Annotated in this window: 25 protein-coding genes and 1 pseudogene; all 26 read left to right on the top strand. The window is 51.7% G+C overall.

Annotation, left to right across the window (positions count from 1 at the left end; genetic code table 11):
* The first annotated feature begins 2 nt into the window (after positions 1-2).
* The 26 genes and pseudogenes from KGP24_RS17585 to KGP24_RS17460 all read left to right on the top strand — a co-directional run bounded on the left by KGP24_RS17585 (position 3) and on the right by KGP24_RS17460 (position 17,836).
* Positions 3-1,148 (top strand): DUF3383 family protein, encoded by a 1,146-nt coding sequence (locus KGP24_RS17585; RefSeq protein WP_023344726.1) that lies wholly within the window; start codon positions 3-5, stop codon positions 1,146-1,148.
* A gap of 11 nt (positions 1,149-1,159) precedes the next feature.
* On the top strand, positions 1,160-1,600 hold the full coding sequence (locus KGP24_RS17580) for a DUF3277 family protein (RefSeq protein WP_223561284.1): 441 nt from the start codon (positions 1,160-1,162) through the stop codon (positions 1,598-1,600).
* 3 nt (positions 1,601-1,603) lie between these two features.
* Positions 1,604-2,056, top strand: a complete 453-nt coding sequence (locus KGP24_RS17575) for a phage tail assembly chaperone (RefSeq protein ID WP_223561283.1) — start codon at positions 1,604-1,606, stop codon at positions 2,054-2,056.
* 11 nt (positions 2,057-2,067) lie between these two features.
* On the top strand, positions 2,068-2,244 hold the full coding sequence (locus KGP24_RS17570; protein ID WP_223563519.1) for an NTP pyrophosphohydrolase: 177 nt from the start codon (positions 2,068-2,070) through the stop codon (positions 2,242-2,244).
* A complete protein-coding gene (locus KGP24_RS17565) occupies positions 2,234-4,243 on the top strand; it encodes a transglycosylase SLT domain-containing protein (RefSeq protein ID WP_223561282.1) in 2,010 nt (669 codons plus the stop codon). Before KGP24_RS17570 ends, KGP24_RS17565 begins: the two co-directional genes overlap by 11 nt.
* Positions 4,243-4,830, top strand: coding sequence for a phage baseplate protein (locus KGP24_RS17560; protein WP_032625709.1), 588 nt, complete (start codon positions 4,243-4,245; stop codon positions 4,828-4,830). The genes KGP24_RS17565 and KGP24_RS17560 overlap by 1 nt, the downstream gene beginning before the upstream one ends.
* On the top strand, positions 4,830-5,132 hold the full coding sequence (locus tag KGP24_RS17555; protein ID WP_223561281.1) for a hypothetical protein: 303 nt from the start codon (positions 4,830-4,832) through the stop codon (positions 5,130-5,132). The genes KGP24_RS17560 and KGP24_RS17555 overlap by 1 nt, the downstream gene beginning before the upstream one ends.
* Positions 5,133-5,134: 2 nt before the next feature.
* The gene (locus KGP24_RS17550) at positions 5,135-6,199 is read left to right on the top strand and encodes a hypothetical protein (protein WP_223561280.1); all 1,065 of its coding nucleotides are present in this window, start codon (positions 5,135-5,137) and stop codon (positions 6,197-6,199) included.
* A 2-nt stretch (positions 6,200-6,201) separates the two neighbouring features.
* Positions 6,202-6,555, top strand: a complete 354-nt coding sequence (locus KGP24_RS17545; RefSeq protein WP_048214524.1) for a hypothetical protein — start codon at positions 6,202-6,204, stop codon at positions 6,553-6,555.
* 72 nt (positions 6,556-6,627) lie between these two features.
* The gene (locus KGP24_RS17540; protein ID WP_223561279.1) at positions 6,628-7,242 is read left to right on the top strand and encodes a hypothetical protein; all 615 of its coding nucleotides are present in this window, start codon (positions 6,628-6,630) and stop codon (positions 7,240-7,242) included.
* A 2-nt stretch (positions 7,243-7,244) separates the two neighbouring features.
* Positions 7,245-7,622 carry a hypothetical protein gene (locus tag KGP24_RS17535; protein WP_047748147.1) on the top strand — a complete coding sequence of 126 codons (378 nt, stop codon included), beginning with the start codon at positions 7,245-7,247 and terminating at the stop codon, positions 7,620-7,622.
* Positions 7,623-7,676: 54 nt separating this feature from the next.
* Positions 7,677-8,429: a Gp138 family membrane-puncturing spike protein gene (locus tag KGP24_RS17530; RefSeq protein WP_223561278.1), complete on the top strand. Its 753-nt coding sequence runs from the start codon at positions 7,677-7,679 to the stop codon at positions 8,427-8,429.
* Positions 8,429-8,782 carry a hypothetical protein gene (locus tag KGP24_RS17525; protein WP_223561277.1) on the top strand — a complete coding sequence of 118 codons (354 nt, stop codon included), beginning with the start codon at positions 8,429-8,431 and terminating at the stop codon, positions 8,780-8,782. Before KGP24_RS17530 ends, KGP24_RS17525 begins: the two co-directional genes overlap by 1 nt.
* Positions 8,783-8,875, top strand: a pseudogene (locus tag KGP24_RS17520) (hypothetical protein); the annotation flags it as partial.
* 148 nt (positions 8,876-9,023) lie between these two features.
* Positions 9,024-10,256 carry an integrase arm-type DNA-binding domain-containing protein gene (locus KGP24_RS17515; protein ID WP_223561276.1) on the top strand — a complete coding sequence of 411 codons (1,233 nt, stop codon included), beginning with the start codon at positions 9,024-9,026 and terminating at the stop codon, positions 10,254-10,256.
* 120 nt (positions 10,257-10,376) lie between these two features.
* Positions 10,377-10,589, top strand: a complete 213-nt coding sequence (locus KGP24_RS17510; protein WP_151571663.1) for an AlpA family phage regulatory protein — start codon at positions 10,377-10,379, stop codon at positions 10,587-10,589.
* Positions 10,590-11,160: 571 nt separating this feature from the next.
* A complete protein-coding gene (locus KGP24_RS17505; RefSeq protein WP_151571662.1) occupies positions 11,161-11,406 on the top strand; it encodes a host cell division inhibitor Icd-like protein in 246 nt (81 codons plus the stop codon).
* Positions 11,399-12,277 (top strand): tyrosine-type recombinase/integrase, encoded by an 879-nt coding sequence (locus KGP24_RS17500; RefSeq protein WP_063157400.1) that lies wholly within the window; start codon positions 11,399-11,401, stop codon positions 12,275-12,277. The genes KGP24_RS17505 and KGP24_RS17500 overlap by 8 nt, the downstream gene beginning before the upstream one ends.
* Complete coding sequence (locus KGP24_RS17495) at positions 12,270-12,452, top strand: hypothetical protein (protein WP_223561275.1); 183 nt, start codon at positions 12,270-12,272, stop codon at positions 12,450-12,452. Before KGP24_RS17500 ends, KGP24_RS17495 begins: the two co-directional genes overlap by 8 nt.
* Positions 12,445-12,639, top strand: a complete 195-nt coding sequence (locus KGP24_RS17490; RefSeq protein WP_223561274.1) for a hypothetical protein — start codon at positions 12,445-12,447, stop codon at positions 12,637-12,639. Before KGP24_RS17495 ends, KGP24_RS17490 begins: the two co-directional genes overlap by 8 nt.
* The gene (locus KGP24_RS17485) at positions 12,636-12,857 is read left to right on the top strand and encodes a hypothetical protein (protein ID WP_223561273.1); all 222 of its coding nucleotides are present in this window, start codon (positions 12,636-12,638) and stop codon (positions 12,855-12,857) included. Before KGP24_RS17490 ends, KGP24_RS17485 begins: the two co-directional genes overlap by 4 nt.
* Positions 12,858-12,860: 3 nt before the next feature.
* Positions 12,861-13,079: a DUF4222 domain-containing protein gene (locus KGP24_RS17480; RefSeq protein ID WP_223561272.1), complete on the top strand. Its 219-nt coding sequence runs from the start codon at positions 12,861-12,863 to the stop codon at positions 13,077-13,079.
* The gene (locus KGP24_RS17475) at positions 13,076-15,418 is read left to right on the top strand and encodes a toprim domain-containing protein (protein ID WP_223561271.1); all 2,343 of its coding nucleotides are present in this window, start codon (positions 13,076-13,078) and stop codon (positions 15,416-15,418) included. Before KGP24_RS17480 ends, KGP24_RS17475 begins: the two co-directional genes overlap by 4 nt.
* Positions 15,419-15,635: 217 nt before the next feature.
* On the top strand, positions 15,636-16,190 hold the full coding sequence (locus KGP24_RS17470) for a hypothetical protein (RefSeq protein WP_003826355.1): 555 nt from the start codon (positions 15,636-15,638) through the stop codon (positions 16,188-16,190).
* 237 nt (positions 16,191-16,427) lie between these two features.
* Positions 16,428-17,495 carry a hypothetical protein gene (locus KGP24_RS17465; RefSeq protein WP_223561270.1) on the top strand — a complete coding sequence of 356 codons (1,068 nt, stop codon included), beginning with the start codon at positions 16,428-16,430 and terminating at the stop codon, positions 17,493-17,495.
* On the top strand, positions 17,492-17,836 hold the full coding sequence (locus KGP24_RS17460) for a hypothetical protein (protein ID WP_115455387.1): 345 nt from the start codon (positions 17,492-17,494) through the stop codon (positions 17,834-17,836). Before KGP24_RS17465 ends, KGP24_RS17460 begins: the two co-directional genes overlap by 4 nt.
* Positions 17,837-17,838 lie beyond the last annotated feature (2 nt).

The following is a 17,838-nucleotide window of genomic DNA, read 5'->3' as shown; positions in this document are numbered from 1 at the left end:
TTATGCCGCAGGGATTACCTGTATCTAACGTCGTTAATGTCGACGTGATCATTGGGCCGCGTGCGGCTACTGGTCGAAACTTTGGTTCACTGCTCATTCTCGGGAGCTCGACGGTTATCCCTGTTTCTGAGCGTATTCGCCTCTACTCATCCCCTGAAGATATCGGCTCTGATTTCGGCGTGGATAGCCCGGAATATGAAGCCGCGACCGTGTATTTCTCACAGTCACCGAAACCTCAGCAGGTGTATGTCGGTCGCTGGGCTAAAACGCTGGTATCGGCTGAAAGCGGTTCGACGGAAACGCTGCTGCAGGCGGTGAACGCCGTTCTGAATTACACGAACTGGTACGGTCTGGCCGTGGCTGACGATGAAGATATCGACGATGCCGACTGGCTGAGCGTGGCCGCTGCGATCGAGGCCTCCAGTCTCAGCCGAATTCTGGCGATTACCACTGCAGAGCCTGAGACGGTAAACGCGACCTCCACTACCGACCTGGCTTATAAGCTGAAGGCGGCAAAATACGCTCGCACGTTTGTGCAGTATTCCACCAGCAGCAAGTACGCCGCACTGTCTGCATTTGGTCGCGCGTTCACGGTGAATTTCAACGGCAGCAACACCACCATTACCCTGAAATTCAAGCAGGAGCCGGGGATCACCTATGAAACTCTGACCACCAATCAGGCGGCGGCGCTGGATGCCAAAAACTGCAACGTATTTGTGTACTACCAGAACGATACGGCCATCCTGCAGCAGGGCGTCATGTCCAGTGGGGATTTCTTCGACGAACGCCACGGGCTCGACTGGCTGCAGAACTACGTTCAGACCAACTTGTACAACCTACTCTATACCAGCACAACCAAAGTCCCACAGACCGATGCGGGTGTTACGCGCCTCCTTTCCAATGTTGAGCAGTCGATGGATCAGTCTGTCACAAACGGGCTGGTGGCTGCCGGTGTATGGAACGGTGGCCCGATTGGGCAGCTGGATTCCGGCGATACGCTGACAAAAGGCTATTACGTCTACGCGCAGCCGATTTCCGAGCAGGCGCAGGCAGACCGTGAAGCACGTAAGGCACCGGTTATTCAGGTGGCCTGTAAGCTGGCGGGTGCGGTTCATTTCGCTGATGTGCAGATCAACGTCGTTCGCTAAGGAGAACATGAATGGCTACTTATTCTTTTATGGACGTCACGGCGTCCCTCTCCGGCCCGACCGGCGAGATTGATCTGGGCTACGGTTCCGCCAGTTCAGAGGAGGGGATCACCGTTGCAATGGGCGGCCCCAAAAATACCATGACCATCGGCGCTGACGGCGAAGTGATGCACAGCCTGCACGCGGATAAAAGCGGCACGGTAACCGTCAACTTGCTGAAGACCTCGCCGACAAACAAAAAGCTGTCGCTGGCGTACAACACGCAGAGTCAGTCCTCAGGTACCTGGGGAAACAACGTCATTGTGATCCGCAACAAGGTGAGCGGAGACATCATCACGGCGCGCAGCGTGGCGTTCCAGAAACAGCCGGATAACGCCAACGCTAAAGCCGGTAATACGATGCCCTGGGTGTTTGACTGCGGCAAAATCGACCAGGTTCTCGGAGAGTTTTAACAGATGGAATGCTCAATCAAAGGCCACGATTACCGCGTGGCAAAACTCAGCGTTTTTGACCAGCTGAAAGTGACCCGCAAACTGCTGCCGGTGCTGGCGGGCATGATGTCAGATTTCGGGAGCATTCGCTCCCTTATGCCTGCTGATGGCAAAATCGACACAGTGAAATTCGATCAGCTGAAGCCGGTGTTTGAAACCCTGCTCCCGCGTATCGCTGAGGAACTGTCTTCCCTGACCGAAGAAGACACCAACGCGATTATTCATCCGTGCCTGGCCGTAGTGTCACGTAAGCACATGGACGGATGGACTCCGGTATTTAACAGCGGTCAGCTGATGTTCGATGATATCGACCTGCTAACCATGCTGCAGCTGGTGGCGCGGGTGGTCGCCGATTCGCTGGGAAATTTTTTGCCCGTGAGCCCTACCAGCGCGACGCCGGGCCAGCCTCAGGGTTAACCCTCAACAGCCTGCCTGACGGGCTGTCTTATCTCCTTGACCCGGTTGACGCCGGGTTAATCCCTTATTACGCGCTGAAGGATGGATCAGTAGATCTGTGCGATATCGCGCTGATGAATGACCACTTGGCCGTTAAGGCAGACAACCAGCGCCGTATTGAGAAATGGAGAGAGAATAATGAACGCTGAGACTATTAAAGATTTCCTCGTCTCGCTCGGATTCGATATCGATGAAGCAGGCGCGTCAAAGTTCGACTCAGTTCTCGCCGGTACGACCGCAAACGCCATCAAAATGGGGCTGGCTGTCGAAGGTGCCGCGCTTACCGTGGTGGCCTTCACGGCTAAGATCGCCTCGGGGCTGGATAATCTCTACTGGGCGTCACAGCGCACCGGCGCGACGGTACAGGGGATTCAGTCTATTGGCTATGCGGTTTCGCAGGTGGGCGGCAGCGTGGACGCGGCGCGATCCTCTCTGGAAAGCCTCTCCCGGTTTGTTCGTAACAATCCCGGCGCGGAAGGTTTCCTGAATCGCCTGGGCGTACAGACCCGTGACGCCAGCGGCAACATGCGCGACATGGCCGCTATCTTTACGGGCGTCGGCCAGAAGCTCAGCAGCATGCCGTATTACCGGGCTAACCAGTATGCGCAGATGCTGGGCATTGACGAAAATACCCTGATGGCGATGCGTCGGGGTGTGGGCGGTTTCTCCGGGCAGTACAGCGCAATGGCGAAAGCTATCGGCTTCAATGCTGACGAGGCGGCCAGAATCTCCAACAAATTCATGACCTCCCTGCGCGAGTTCGGCGCGATGGCAGGCATGGCCCGTGACAAAATCGGCTCTAATCTTGCTGGTGGTCTGGCGGGTTCGCTGGACACGCTGCGCCGCCACATCCTCGATAACTTCCCGCGCATCGAGCAGACCCTGACGAAAGCCATAAAAGGCATTTTGGCGCTCGGAGACATCATCGGGCGGCTGTTCTTCAGGCTAATTGAGGGAACATCCAGCCTTATCACCTGGTGGCAATCGCTGGATAAGCAAACCCGGGAGCTGATCTCGCTGTTTGGCGCGCTGACGATTGCGCTGCGCATTCTGAACAGTACGTTCTGGATGTCGCCGATTGGCCTCATCACCGCACTGGCGGCGGGGATTGCTCTCCTGTGGGAAGACTATCAGACCTGGAAGGAAGGCGGGGACAGCCTGATTGACTGGGGCAAGTGGAAGCCGGAAGTCGACGCCGCGCTGAAAATGGTTCGTGACCTTAAAACGACCGTTAACGACCTGGCGAAAGCGCTGGCGAAGCTGCTCAATATTGACCCCAAATCATGGTCCCTGAAGTGGGATTTCAGCAACTTCATCGACCAGATGGGCGAGTTCAGCAAAATGCTGAACATGATCGCCGACCTGCTCAACGCCATTAAAGATGGCCGCTGGGCTGATGCCGCCAGCATCGGCAAACAGATGCTCAATCAGGGCAGCGAAAATCCGTCAGCGATGCCGATGGTAACAGACAGCGCCAACGGTACCGCCGACTGGATTAAAGAGCACTGGGGATTCGATCCTCGCAGCGTGGGCCGAACGGTGCGCGGCTGGTTTGGTGAGGATGACCCTGAACAGCTCGGCCAGTCAGTAAAGCGGCCACAGCCAACCAAAGCGGGCTCTGAGTTGTTGGGATGGATGCAGCCGATGCTTACCAACCTGGAACAGCTCTACCGGCTTCCGGAAGGTTTGCTGCGCAGTGTGGCCATCACGGAATCGGGCGGTAATCAGTTCGCCGTTTCAGGCGCTGGCGCTAAAGGTCTGTTTCAGTTTATGGACGGCACGGCGCGCGACATGGGACTGCGCGGGAATGATGTTTTCGACCCGGAGAAGGCCGCGCAGGCAGCCGCAAAGTATCTTTCACAACTGCTGCAGGCGAACGGCGGTGACCTGAGCAAGGCGCTGGCCTCTTATAACTGGGGGATCGGGAACGTGCAGAAGCACGGGATGGCTCTTATGCCTCAGGAAACGCGCAATTACATTCCGAAAGTGTTAAGCAACATGCCCGCGCCAGGGGCTCAGGTACAGCAACAGAACACCTATCACATCTACGGTGGTGGTGACCCGCGTTCTGTCGGTACCGAGGTCGAGCGTCGGCAGCAGTCGGCAAACGCCCAGGTCATGCGCGGTAATCAAACGAAGGTGGGCTAATGGATATTCTCTCTACGCTCTTTCAGCAGCAGACCCGGAAAATAGGGATGATTGTCCCCAGCGTGGTTGTTTCTGAGAAGCATACCGACACGCTGGAGATAACAGAGCACCCTGTCGAGGTCGGGGCCGCCATCGCCGACCATGCCTACAAAAAACCGTCTGAAGTGGTGATGGAGGTCGGTTTCGCAGGTGGCGGATCGTTGCTGGATTTTGCCAGTAACCTGACGGCTACCAGCCTGCTCGGGCTGAGTCCCCAGCAGACGTATCAGGAGATACTCGACCTGCAGGCGAGCCGTATTCCTTTCGATGTGGTGACCGGCAAACGGCTGTACAGCAACATGCTGATCCGCGCGCTGGAAGTGACGACAGACAAGACAACCGAAAACGTCCTGTCTGCCGTCCTCACTCTGAGAGAGGTTCTTATCTCGCAGACGCAGCAGATCACCGTTGCGGATAAAACCAACATGAAGGACGGGGCCAGCACGTCGGCGGTACTTAACACCGGCAACAAAACCACAAAGCCGCCAAATACCTCGCTGCTGAAAAGCATCACGGGTAATGCGGCGTCATTACTGGGGCTCGGCTAATGGCAATTCAGGAAATCCCGCTGACAGCGGATAACCAGCAATTCAGCATCATCCTGGCGGGGACCACCTGGCGGATTAGCATCATATGGCGCGATCTGTACTGGATTATGGACCTGCAGAACGACAGAGGGGAGCCGGTAATCTCCGGTATTCCTCTCGTCACGGGCGCTGACCTGCTGGCGCAGTACGCCTATATGGGGCTCGGCTTTAAGCTGGTGGTGGTCTGTGGCGACAGTACACAGGATTATCCGACGAAAACCGACCTGGGCGGCCGCAGTCATTTACTGGTATCAACGGAGTAAGCATGTCACAGAACTGGATGAGACATTTCGAGCTGCAGCTCGTGGACGAGAACGGGCAGGGGATTGAGCTCAGCGATTTTAAAGTGACCTTTACGATCGACTGGTTCAACATCAGCAGCGCGTCGCGGATGGGTACGTTCAAAATCTACAACCTGTCAGCTGATACGGTAAACCGCATCACCGGGCAGGAATTTTCGAAAGTGCGGCTGATTGCAGGTTACGACGGTATCGCGCCGGAGGTGTCGGCAAGCGATGTCGGGACCGTGCGCGAAGTCGACGCGGCGGACGTGGGCCAGAGCGATGGCCGCAACTACGGGCTGATTTTCAGCGGTGAAATTCGCTACTCGGTCACCGGTAAAGACAGCCCCATCGATTCCTATGTCCTGATTCAGGCTGCCGATACGGATCTGGCGTTTGCCACCAGTATAACCTCGCAGACGCTGGCGGCCGGTTACACGGTCGCAGACGTGAACCGCGCGCTGATGAAAGACTTCGAGGCCAAAGGCGCGACCGAAGGCCTGACGCCTGAAATGCCTGCTACCGTTTTCCCCCGGGGCCGGGTGCTGTTCGGCATGACACGGCATCTTATGGATAACGTGGCCGGACAATGTGGCGCAACATGGCAGTTCGTTGACGGGCAGCGCCAGATGGTGGCGAATAACGAGTATGTTCACGACGCGATTGTGCTCAACAGCGCCACCGGGCTTATCGGTATGCCGCAGCAGACCATCGGCAACGGCGTAAACGTTCGCGCGCTGATTAACCCTAATATCCGGGTTAACGGGCTTATTCAGCTGGATCAGGCTTCCGTGTATCGCACCGCGCTGTCGAACAACGATATCGCTATGGCCGGTGGGCAGATCACCGACCAGAACACGGACGGAAATATCACGCTCAGCGGCACCACGGCGCAGCCTGCCAGCATCGCAACGGATGGCGTTTATATTGTGCGCGGGATTATGTACACTGGCGACACAAGGGGCCAGGCGTGGTACATGGATATGATGTGCGAAGCGCGTGGCGCGGCGGACCTCCGTTCGTCGTCGTCTTTACAGCGGGAAGGATAAGAATGAAAAAGTTGATTGTTATCGGACTCTGTTTCCTGCCTGGGTTAGCTTTTGCTGCAAATCCCGGCGGCATCACATTGCAATGTGGTGGTTACAAATTGGAGTTGGTTCCTGACTCATTGTTCAGGATTAATGGTGAGACTGTTACCTCCCAGAAAATCAAAACTCTCGGTAATGGAAACGGTATGAAGGCAGACATGGGGCTTATGCCTGCCAAAGACGGTAACAACTACGGCTTTGAATACATTCGCCGACCGGGTACCGAAACGCGCTTCCTGAACGTCCAACTGCTGCAGAACAGCATGGACGCGCCGAAAATTATCGGATCTTTCCCGTGTAAGAAAGTCGCTGGGTGATGTCCTCAGAACTACAGAAACCCTGATTCTTCTGTTACCATTAAACCAGTAATCTTTGTATAGGTGAGCAAAATGATTGGCTTGAGTGCTGCATTGGCCTTTACACCGCCAAAAGCCCCTACAGTCGATAAATTTATGGAATCCTTCTCCAGGAAGATCGAGCGATCTTTTGGAGAGCTTGACCGTGCTCAAGAAGATTCTCTGACAAAAAAACAGGTCAGAGAGATTACCAGAATGGTTTACCAGCGTATCGACCTTGCCGCCACTAAGGCTGAAGAAGGTAACGCCTATCTTCAGGTGTTGTTGCACGGATCGGCAGAAGAAATGCTGGAGTTGAGGATAGAAGAAACTAAGCCTGAGGATTTAAGAGAAATTGCTGAAAAGCTGGATATTGGTGTTAAAAGACTTAAGTATGCTTTTTTCATTGCTTCAACATCTCCGGCCTGGCGTCCGCATATGGCAACGTTAAAACATCTTGAATCAAAAACACTAAAAGCCTTTGGTGACTATCACAGCGCTGTTAAAGGCCTTGCAGATACATTGCCATATTTTCTTGAATCAAATTGCCCCGTAGATTTTGACTTAGAGAAAATAGACAACGCTTTATCTGAGCCGATGGTGGAACATCCTTCCTGGGTTAATACAGGAGAGGATTTTGCCAAATGGATTAAAGGAATGAAGGGCTAGGGATGCAAGTCACGGTTTTATATTCAAAAAAATTTCTTAATGACATAGCTACCCTATCTGATGATGAACTGAAACTAATCGGTGATTTTGCGGTTTCTTTGAAAAGTTCTGGTTTTGATGGGTTGCCAGGCAGAAATAAACCTTCTACGGGTGTCAGCAAAAGGCACGCGCAACGTGAAAAACTGATTCAGTACGCAATACAAAATCGGCTGTGGCATTATCATATTGGGCATGTTGAATATGATAAAAACAGAAGTTTTGGCGATTGGACATCCGAGTATGTGGTCCAATACCAGAATAACAATTTCAAAGAAGCCCGTTTCGTGAGTTACGACCCACATCCACCATTTAAACTACCGCCCCCAGAGTCACTGGATTAACTTAATAATCGAACCCGCCACCCGGCGGGTTTTTTGCTTTCTGGAGCCTACCAAATGGCCGTATCTGACCAGACCCGCAGCGGCGACCTTGCCGAAACATTCAAATCTGAGCGGGAAACAACAAAGAACCAGATCCGTGTTGCTTTGCCTGGCATTGTCCAGTCATTCGACCCTGACGCGGTTACGGCGGTTGTGCAGCCTGCTATCCGCTCTGTTGAAACCGATAACGACGGCAACCGCGTTACCAAAAATTACCCGCTGCTGGTGGATGTGCCGGTGGTATTTCCGCGCGGTGGCGGCTGCACGTTAACGTTCCCGGTGAAAGCCGGTGATGAATGCTTGGTTATTTTCGCCGATCGCTGCATCGATTTCTGGTGGCAGAACGGCGGGGTGCAGGAGCCTGTCGACGACCGGGTGCATGACTTATCGGATGCGTTCTGTATCGTCGGGCCGCAGTCTCAGGCGCAGAAAATCAGCGGAATCAGCACGGGTGCCGCTCAGCTGCGCAGCGACGACGGAAGCACGTTCTTTGAGCTCAACCCCACTACGCAGAAAATTAAAATCGTAGCGCCTGGCGGTCTGGATGTAGTTACCCCGCGGGCCGACTTCTCGGCGAAAGTTACCATTCACGGGCTCCTGTCCTGGCTGGGTGGAATGGTGGGTTCTGTTGCTTCTGGCGTTGCATCCAAAATCACCGGCGCTGTCGAGTTTATCGGTACCGTCAAAGCTAACGGCAAGACAATCGATGATACGCACACTCACGGCGGCGTGCAGCACGGCACCAGCAACACAGACGGGGTGAACTGATGCGATACAGACGTGAAGACGCCGACGGCGATTACACCTTTGGCAGCGGCGATGATACCTGGCTGATTAACTCACCTGAGGCCGTGGCGCAGGCGGTGAAAACGCGGTTCGAATTATGGTACGGGCAATGGTTCCTCGACACCACAGAGGGGACTCCGTGGATTCAGTCCGTACTCGGTAAGCAGAAGCCGGAAACCTACAACCTGGCGATCCGTAAGCGCATCCTCGAAACGCGGGGCGTTAGATCCATTCTCTCTTTCAACACGACAGTGAACACGACGACGCGCCGCGTCCAGTTCTTCGCTGAAATCGACACCATCTACGGAACAACGACAGTAACCAGCGAGGCATAAATGGCCCTCAATTTGGACACACTCGGCTTATCGGCAACGGTAACCGCTGAGGGGATCAGTGCGCCTGATTATTTTAATATCTATGAATCAATACGTTAACGTTCAATAAAGCGCGGTGTGGCTGGGTTTAGTCCCTGCTTATGGTGTTTGAATCCATTCGATTACTTTCGTCTATCTGGGGTTCAATTCGCCATAAGTGGGACTACGAAAGAAACCACAGCGGAAGCAGTGATAGGAGCTGATGATGCTTGTTAAACCACTCACCAATGCAGAAGTTAAGAACGCGAAGCCACAGCTTAAAGATTACAGTCTTCATGATGGGTTTGGACTTCTTCTGTACGTTACTAAGTCAGGCGGTAAATCGTGGCGATTCCGCTATGCGCACCCCATAACCGGGAAAAGGCAGACATTCACTATTGGCCGATATCCAGAATTTAGTCTCGCAGAAGCGAGGGAGGCGAGAGAAGAAGCCAGAAGGAAAGTTGCCCGAGGGATAGATCCAAACGAGGTTAAAAAAGAAGAACTCAGCGACAGACGGAAAAAACATGCGCAGCAGTTTTCTGTTATCGCTGATAACTGGCTGAAAATAAAAATCACGGAGGGCATCCGCAGCAATACAATTCGAGGCTACGAGGGGGCTTTAAAAACGCTGAATAGTGTTCTTGGTGACGAGCCGGTACATAAAATGAATGCCGCCTCAACAATTCAGGCAATGAGAGAGTTTGCCGATCGTCCCGCCTCTGTGGAAAAGATGATAGTTGTGCTCAATTCGGTAATGGATTATGCGGTAAACACCGGAGTCATTGACCATAATTGCCTGCTAAAAATCGGCAAGGCTTTCCCAGCCAAAAGAAGCGTACCAATGCCCGTGATGGATAAAGGCAGATTGCCTGTGTTCCTTTCTGAATGGCTGGGGCTGAGTATGTGGGAGCCGATAAGGCTGTGTGTCTACTTCCAGCTTTTAACTATGGTAAGGCCCTCTGAGGCTCGCCTGGCAGTTTGGGACGAAATTGATTTAGACAGTGCTGTCTGGAAAATTCCGGCTGAAAGAATGAAGGGGAAAAGGCCACACGCTGTACCGCTGTCCACGCAAGCAATAGCAGTTTTACGCAATGCTGAAAAATGGCGACGCGGGGCGTTTATTTTTCCTTCCGGCAAAAAAGGAGATAAGCCGATTGGGAAATGTACCGGGCAGATCGCTATTCATAAAACATCGCTAAGCGGAGAGGTCGTTACTCACGGGCTAAGGTCGCTTGCATCAACTGTGCTGAATGAAGAAGGGTTTAACCCTGATGTTATTGAGGCAGCCCTCGCTCACAGAAGCAGGAATGCGATCCGCAACATCTACAATCGCACTGATTACTTTGAGCAGCGGCGTATGCTCATGCAGTGGTGGGGGGATTATATCGATAGTGCAGAGCGTGGAGAACTGCTTCAGACAAAAGGTGATAAAGGTTTAAGGCTTATTGGTTAGCCCTCAATAATCGGCATTCAGAGCTGATTTATGGCAGCTTTTTTATTACCAATGGATACCTGAATGTATCTTTTTTATCCAAATTTGTTATAATTGATTCGAATATGTATGGAGGTTTTTATGTCTGAATCGAATAGCGAAATACTTCTTAAAGGCGAGGTTAAAGCACGGCTCCGATACCGTTCTGATTCTGCTTTCTATGATTTCCTGAAAGATGAGGAGAACGGTTTTCCGATGCCTTTTAAAGTGGGTGGCCGTAACTGCTGGTATCGTGACGAGGTTGAAGCGTGGATCGGCAAACAAAGCGAGAAGCGCGGGATCTGTACCGCATGAAAGCCAAGCAAATAGACAAGGCTTGTTACCGAATAGGGGCAAGCCTTTTTTATTGTCCGTTGCCAGCAACGGTAACTTACGCCAGCCAGAGAAAGGCATTTCGTCGGGCGGCGGTGGAATGTTTGCAGAAAAATGAACAAAGGTATTCATAGTGTTCATGATTTGAATATAGGTATTAAAAATCAGATAGATAGACTATGAACACCTTTATCTAAGGTATTCATAGGGTATTCATAGTGTTCATAAAGCGTGGATCTTTCCCCGGAAAAATTCGCCGGATGTTATAAAGCGCTTGCGTCATCATGGCGGGCATGGTTATGATTATTTCGCACCTCATAAAACGGGTGCCGGGTTTGACAGCCTGAACGTTCAAGCGGGTAGCCGCTAATTTCCGTATAGCGGTATTTTTACGCCCGTATTTCACCTATACCCCGATTTATGGCGGGGCGTGGTGGGGAGGCTTACGCCTGCTGGTTTCTTGAACGCCAGTCTGTCAACCCTGCTACGTCTCGCCACCCATGTTTGACAGCATCTGGCGAGACTCCTGAAAAATGTTCAAGGAGCCGCTAAAATGGCTAAATCAACCTGCCCCAAATATACCTGGCTGTTTCTGGCCACACCGAAAAAACACGACTGCACACCAATCGTATTGCGCACAATGGCTGATACCGAAGAAGAAGCCCGCGATACTTTCCCATGCTGGAATCTGACTTTTGCCGCAAAAATCCGCACTGAAAGCAGCCTGCGTGATTCTGGCTGTGGATCTTATGGCCTGAACCTCCTGACTCCTGCAATGCTGGAGGTGCACAATGTTTAATCTCCAGACACTGACAGCCAAAGCCCGCGAATTGCGCGGCAACGTGGTTAAAGCAGTTAGCACTAAGGGCAGTCGCACAATGACGCCAGTCTATGACCGCGACGAACAGCGTAAGCTGCGCGAGCGCATACAGCAGACGCAACCGGATTGGCTGCTTCTCTGGTGGGACATTGCGACCGTAACCGGCTGGCGTACCAGTGACGTTTGCAACCTGCGCTATTCCTGCATCAATTGGGAAACGGGACAGGCGACAATTATCGTTTCCAAACAGACCAAAGCCGCCGAAGCGCGGGCAACCCGCAAAGGCATTGAAATCGTGCGCCAGCAGCGCAAGGACGCAGCAAGGCTTGCCGCTGACCATATCGCCTACATGAAATGGGACAGCATCAACTGTGACGCGCTGGCAGCGGATATGACCGACGAAGAACAGGCGATAGTATTCGGGCTGGTGGCTAAAGCTGACGTTAAGCACGACACCAAACAGTTACCGCCGGGCATCATCAAGCGGCTGCGCGAACGTCAGGATCGGAATCTGGTAGAGGACGACCTGATATTTTCCCGCTCTCAAATTGAAAGTAACCGTTGTCAACGTCTGGAAGGTAGCGTGACCCGCCAGACCATATGGCGAAAACTCCATGATGTGATGGCGTGGTTTACCCGCGTTATCAACGCCAAACTGCGTCTGAGCGCTTATTCAAGCCGTAAGATTGCAGCCTTTAACCTCATGTCAGCCGGCGGCGAACAAGGCTTGCTGGTGGCCTCTGAAATGCTGGGGCATAGCAACCCGGCAATAACCCGTACATACCTGCAGCTAGGCAGTAAAGCGGCTGCGATCCAGTCCCGCTTGGCAATGGAGGTATGCAATGCGTAAAACCTTCCAGATTGACGGCTACGCTGTTAACAAACGCGGTCTTACCGTTGGCATTCACTACACCATGACCAGCACCAGCCCTGAGACAGCGAAAGCTACAGCGCAATTACTGGCACAGAAAGGCGGCTATAAACACATCCGAATTAACTTTATCCGGGAGGCGAAAAATGCGTAAGTCAATCAGCTTAGACCAGGCTGAATATAAATCAGCACTGGCAGCATCGCTTTACGAAGTAATTATGGAGAAAGCCACCGCTGAATGCTCTGAGGCTATGATTAATCTGCTCTCCATTGCTTGTGATTTTAATCATGAAATTCACCGGGCATTAATCGCCGAGCTGCGCATGGGAGAATCGAAATGAGACAGGTTCCTTTTGAAGTCCTGATGCACGCTGAAAATGCACTTTCAGAAAGTGAGTGCGCAATGTCTGTGCTGAGTATGTGGATTGACAGCATTCCGAACGGTGAAGAACACCGCGAAGAAGCGCACCGTGTAGGCGCGATTATGTCTCTACTGAATAAATCTATCGGCGAACTGATAAAGGCGCGGGACGCTTACAAGCCAAATAGCGGGATATAACCGATGAAAAAGAAAAATACTGGCTTAATTGCCAGCGGATTATCTCATCCTGAAATCAGGCAGGGCGATAAATGGCGTGATGGATGGGGAGATATTGTGACGGTCGAAAGTTACCGATTCAACAGAGTGACATTTATTCGTGATGGTTATTTATCTCCATGCACTCTGAATGAATCACGATTTATCAAAGAATTTAATCTGGTAGGCGAGGTGATGCCGTGAAAGATAATTTCATTAATGAAATTCGTAGCAGGGCTAATAATAACTGGCCTGCAATTATGGAGCGCCTTGCCATTCCTACAAACAGCGCAGAAGGGCCATGTCCGGCGTGTGGTGGCAACACTCGCTACCGGTTCGACAATAAAGATAACCGGGGAACTTATTTCTGTTCGCACTGTGGTGCGGGTACTGGGCTGGATCTGGTGATGAAGGTCAACCAGTGCGGCCCGAGAGAAGCGGCTGAGCTGGTGGCCGAAGCTATGACGCTGCCTATGCCGGAACCGAAGCAAGCCAGAGATAAGCCTCAAACGGATATCGCCGGGAAAGTTGCGGCGCTGGCCGCGAAAGCCTCTCCGGGGCAGTCTGCTTACCTTACATCAAAGGGGCTTCAATGCCCCTTCCCGATGCTGTCCGACGGATCGCTGCTGCTGGTGCTGAAAAACGGTGCTGGTGCGGCGACTGGCGCACAGGTGATTAAACCAGATGGCAGTAAGCGGCTGGTGGCCGGAACGGTGAAGAAAGGCTCTTTTTGCGTGGTTAATTCCGGCGCAACGTCGGAAACGGTGATTATCGCCGAAGGACTGGCAACTGCGCTTTCGGTTCAGCAGTTCCGCCCTGATGCGACAATTATCGCAGCTATTGACGCCGGGAACCTGCTGCCCGTTGCTCAGGTGATGCGCAAAAAATACCCGAACGCGCGGATCATCATTGCTGCAGATAATGACCAGTGCGCCGAAAGTGACAGAAGCGGAGAAGTGAAAGTTAACACAGGTAAGGAGTGTGCAGAGAAAGCCGCTAAAGCCGTTGCTGGCTGGGTTTCTTTGCCCCCTGTGGACTACAAGGCGGACTGGAACGACTACCACCGACAAAACGGACTGGAAGCCGCTATAGCAGCATTTAACGATTCGATGTATCAGCCGGAGGGGGAAACTGTGGGCGTAAAACTTAAAGTAGTCGATGGCGGTAAAAAGCGCGGGCGCGGAGAAATCAACCTGATCCAGATGGCAGATAATGAAAAAGCGCTGATGCTGGCAGACCGTTACGAGGGAATAGCCATTCACGCAGAGAGCGAGGCTGTTTATCTGTACCGTGAAGGAGTATGGGTAAAAGCAGCGCCATTAGAATTAAGCCGCGAAATGGTGGCTATCTACAACGAAAATCAGACTAATTTCAGCAAACGCTCAGTAAATAACGTAATTGAAGCATTGAAGATTGTCATTCCTGTTATGGGCCAGCCTCGCCGGAGCCTGATCCCGTTCAAAAATGGCGTGTACGACATGGAAACCGGGACTTTCTCGCAGCATTCATTAGATAACTGGCTTACTAACGATAACGGTGTGATCTATACGCCGCCGGAGCCTGGCGAAAATCTTCACGACCATGCGCCAAACTTCCATAAATGGCTAAGTTACACAGCAGGAAGAGACGCACTTAAAATGAAGCGGATCGCCGCTGGGCTTTTTATGGTGCTGGCTAACCGCTACGACTGGCAGCTTTTTCTTGAGATAACCGGGGAGGGAGGTAGCGGCAAAAGCGTTTTCACTCACATTGCTACTATGCTGGCTGGCGAACACAACACGGCCAGCGGAAATATGGCCGCACTGGATAGCGCCAGAGGTCGGGCGCAGTTCGTAGGCAAAAGTATGATAACCCTACCAGACCAGCCAAAATATTCAGGCGAGGGAACGGGTATAAAAGCGATTACGGGCGGCGATGCCGTAGAGATTGACCCGAAGCATGAACACCAGTACACCGCCGTTCTGAGGGCTGTTGTAGTCGCTACAAACAACACGCCGATGATTTTCACCGAACGGGCCGGAGGCGTTGCCCGCCGTAGGGTTATTTTTCAGTTTAATAACCGGGTTCGAGAGGAAGACAAAGACCCCGATTTGTCGGAAAAGATATCCGCAGAAATCCCGGTTATTGTCCGCCGGCTCCTGGCTAACTTTTCTGATCCAGAGAAAGCAAGGGCGCTTTTGTTGGAACAGAGGAACAGTGAAGAAGCGCTGGAGGTTAAACAGAAAACAGACCCGCTTTATGCTTTCTGCGCATACCTTGAAAAGCTGTCAGAGTGTACGGGAATGCTGGTAGGGAACCGCAATCCGCCTCTCTACCCACGCGTGTATCTCTATCATGCGTATCTGGCCTTTCTGGAGGCTAACGGATTCGATAAGCCTTTAACACTCAATAAATTTGCTGAGGGCATGGAAAGCGCAATGCGCGAATTTAACCACGAATACCGGAAAGAGAGAAAGACGCGAGGAGTTGTAACCAACGTGGAACTCTCAGGAAGTGCTGAGGACTGGCTTCCACAGCCTTATCCCAATCCCGCCAAGAAGTAAGCAAATAAAAAGCCCGCGAAAGGAGGCGCGGGCTTTGCTTAGTATCACATTGTGCAATCGGAGAGGGTATGCCTGCCCTCACAAACTTAGGATAGCAGATATTTAACACTGAATACCACTTTTATAAATTGATTGTTGTGTTTATTACCTGTTTTTATGGTAATGAAGTATAATATCTGTACCGACAATCCCGTCGAGGTAACAGGACAATCTGACCATGCCAAATCTCAAGCAGTTCAATGCTCAGCCCGTCGCTAACGGTGTCGTAATCACGGCGAACTACGACGACGGCAGCACTATTTCCTTTCCTACTGATAAACAATCATCCGATTTTATGACATCTATTGTGCAGGCGCTGGCCTCAGCTAATGACCGTATCATTGCTGCTGAAAATCGCGCGGCGGCGGCAAATCGCACGGCTGATCGCATGTACAAGCGGACCGTAGATTCATCCGAAGATGGACTGCCAACAAAAATAGACCCTCAGTTTATGCGACTGGTTCGTGCTGTATGCCCGCGTTATGACGAGGCCAGCCAAGGAGATGATCCACGGTTGGTCGCCCTTGATGTGCTGCGTTATGCGCCAGTAACTGCGTTCAGTGCGGTATGCAATGAATCACTGGCTGATTTGCAACCTAATCGGGCGATAGAAATTCTTGAGCAGGTGGGTGATTACATGAAAGCCAACGGCATTGATCCGAAGCCATATACGTCAGCCGATACGATTAGGGCTATCGGCGATTCTGCTAAAAAATTCTGGAGTAAAAAATAATATGTCACGATTCATTACCCGATCAGAACGAGAAGCAATGCGAGCGCGTAGAACGACTGATAGTGAACGAGCAAACATTCAGAATATCAATCAGGCCAATAAAGATTTTTGGGAACAGAAAAAAACGGAAGAAAAAGATAGGTTGGCCGTGATTAACAGACACCTTTTTCCCTACGGTAAATTTTAACCCCACAGCCCGGAGATTAGTCCGGGTTTGCTTTTTTAAGGAGCATGAATATGTCACAAAACTGGATGAGGCATTTCGAACTACAACTTGTGGGAGAGAACGGGCAAGGGATCACCCTGAGTGACTTCAAAGTTACTTTTCAAATAGAGCGTAACGATAACAAATGGCCTGCTGTAGGCACGGTAAAAATTTATAACCTGTCCGCACAGACGCAAAACCGTATCATGCAACGCGAGTTTGCAAAAATAATTATGATTGCCGGCTATGATGGCCTTGCATCTGATGTGCCTGCGAGTGAAGTTGGTGTTGTTCGTGAGATACCGGCCAGCGAAGTAGGGCAAGCTAACGGCACAAATTACGGCGTAATTTTCAGCGGTGATATTCGCTTCACTGTGACCGGAAAAGACAACCCTGTCGATTCATGGGTACAGGTGCAGGCTTGTGACTCTGTGGAGGCGTTTACCAGCGCATTTATCAACACCACTATCAGTAAAGGCTACACCACAGAAGATATTTATGTTGAGCTTATGAAAAGACTGGAACCTTACGGCATTTCTCGCGGTATTGTTCCTGAGTTCCCGGCAACGGTATTTCCTCGCGGTCGAGCCCTCTTTGGCTATGTCCATAACTATCTCGATGAAGTAGCCGCGCAGTGCAAAGCCACTTGGCAATTCAACTATGGAAAAGTCGATATTGTTCCCAGAGACAAGGCGACTCATGAAGCTGTGGTTCTCAACGCTAATACCGGGCTTATCGGTATGCCTCAGCAGACCATCGGTGCGGGTGTGAATGTCAAATGCCTGATTAACTCACGGATTCACCTGAACGGACTTATTCAACTGGATCAGGCTTCGGTATATCGTAGCGCCTTATCTGCTGATCAAATTGCCCAGGCTGGTGGGCCAATTTCGGTGGAAAGCCAAAACGGAAACCTTGTCACTACTGGATTAACGCAGAGTCCGGCGAGCATTGCTACCGATGGTATCTATAAGGTTCGGTATATCAGTTACACGGGCGACACGCGCGGTCAAGCGTGGTATATGGATCTGGCGTGTGAGGCTCGCGGGAATTCTGATTTATTTTCAAGTTCATTTATGAATAAGCAGAGTGAAGAATGAAGAAGATTATTTTACTGATTGGTTTATTGGGCGCATCTGGAAGTCATGCTGCGCAGGTTATTACCATGCAGTGCGGAAACTTTCGCTTTGAGATGATAGAAAACTCGATGGCGAGAATTAATGGTGAGTATGTAACATCTCAGAAAATTACAGAGTTCGGACAGAACGGGGCAAAAGTAGAAATGACGCTTATGCCTGCCAGCGATGGGAATCTGTATGGGTTTGAATACATCCATCCTGACGGTAGCAAAAAGCGCTGGCTGAATGTTGAGCTTATCCGCACCAATATGAATCAGGCGCGGATCATTGGCTCGTTTGATTGTAAGCGCGTGAACGGGTAGGG

Origin of the sequence: Enterobacter sp. JBIWA008, from assembly GCF_019968765.1 — a bacterium.
Classification (GTDB): Bacteria; Pseudomonadota; Gammaproteobacteria; order Enterobacterales; family Enterobacteriaceae; genus Enterobacter.
This window is presented reverse-complemented; position numbering and strand designations above follow the sequence as displayed.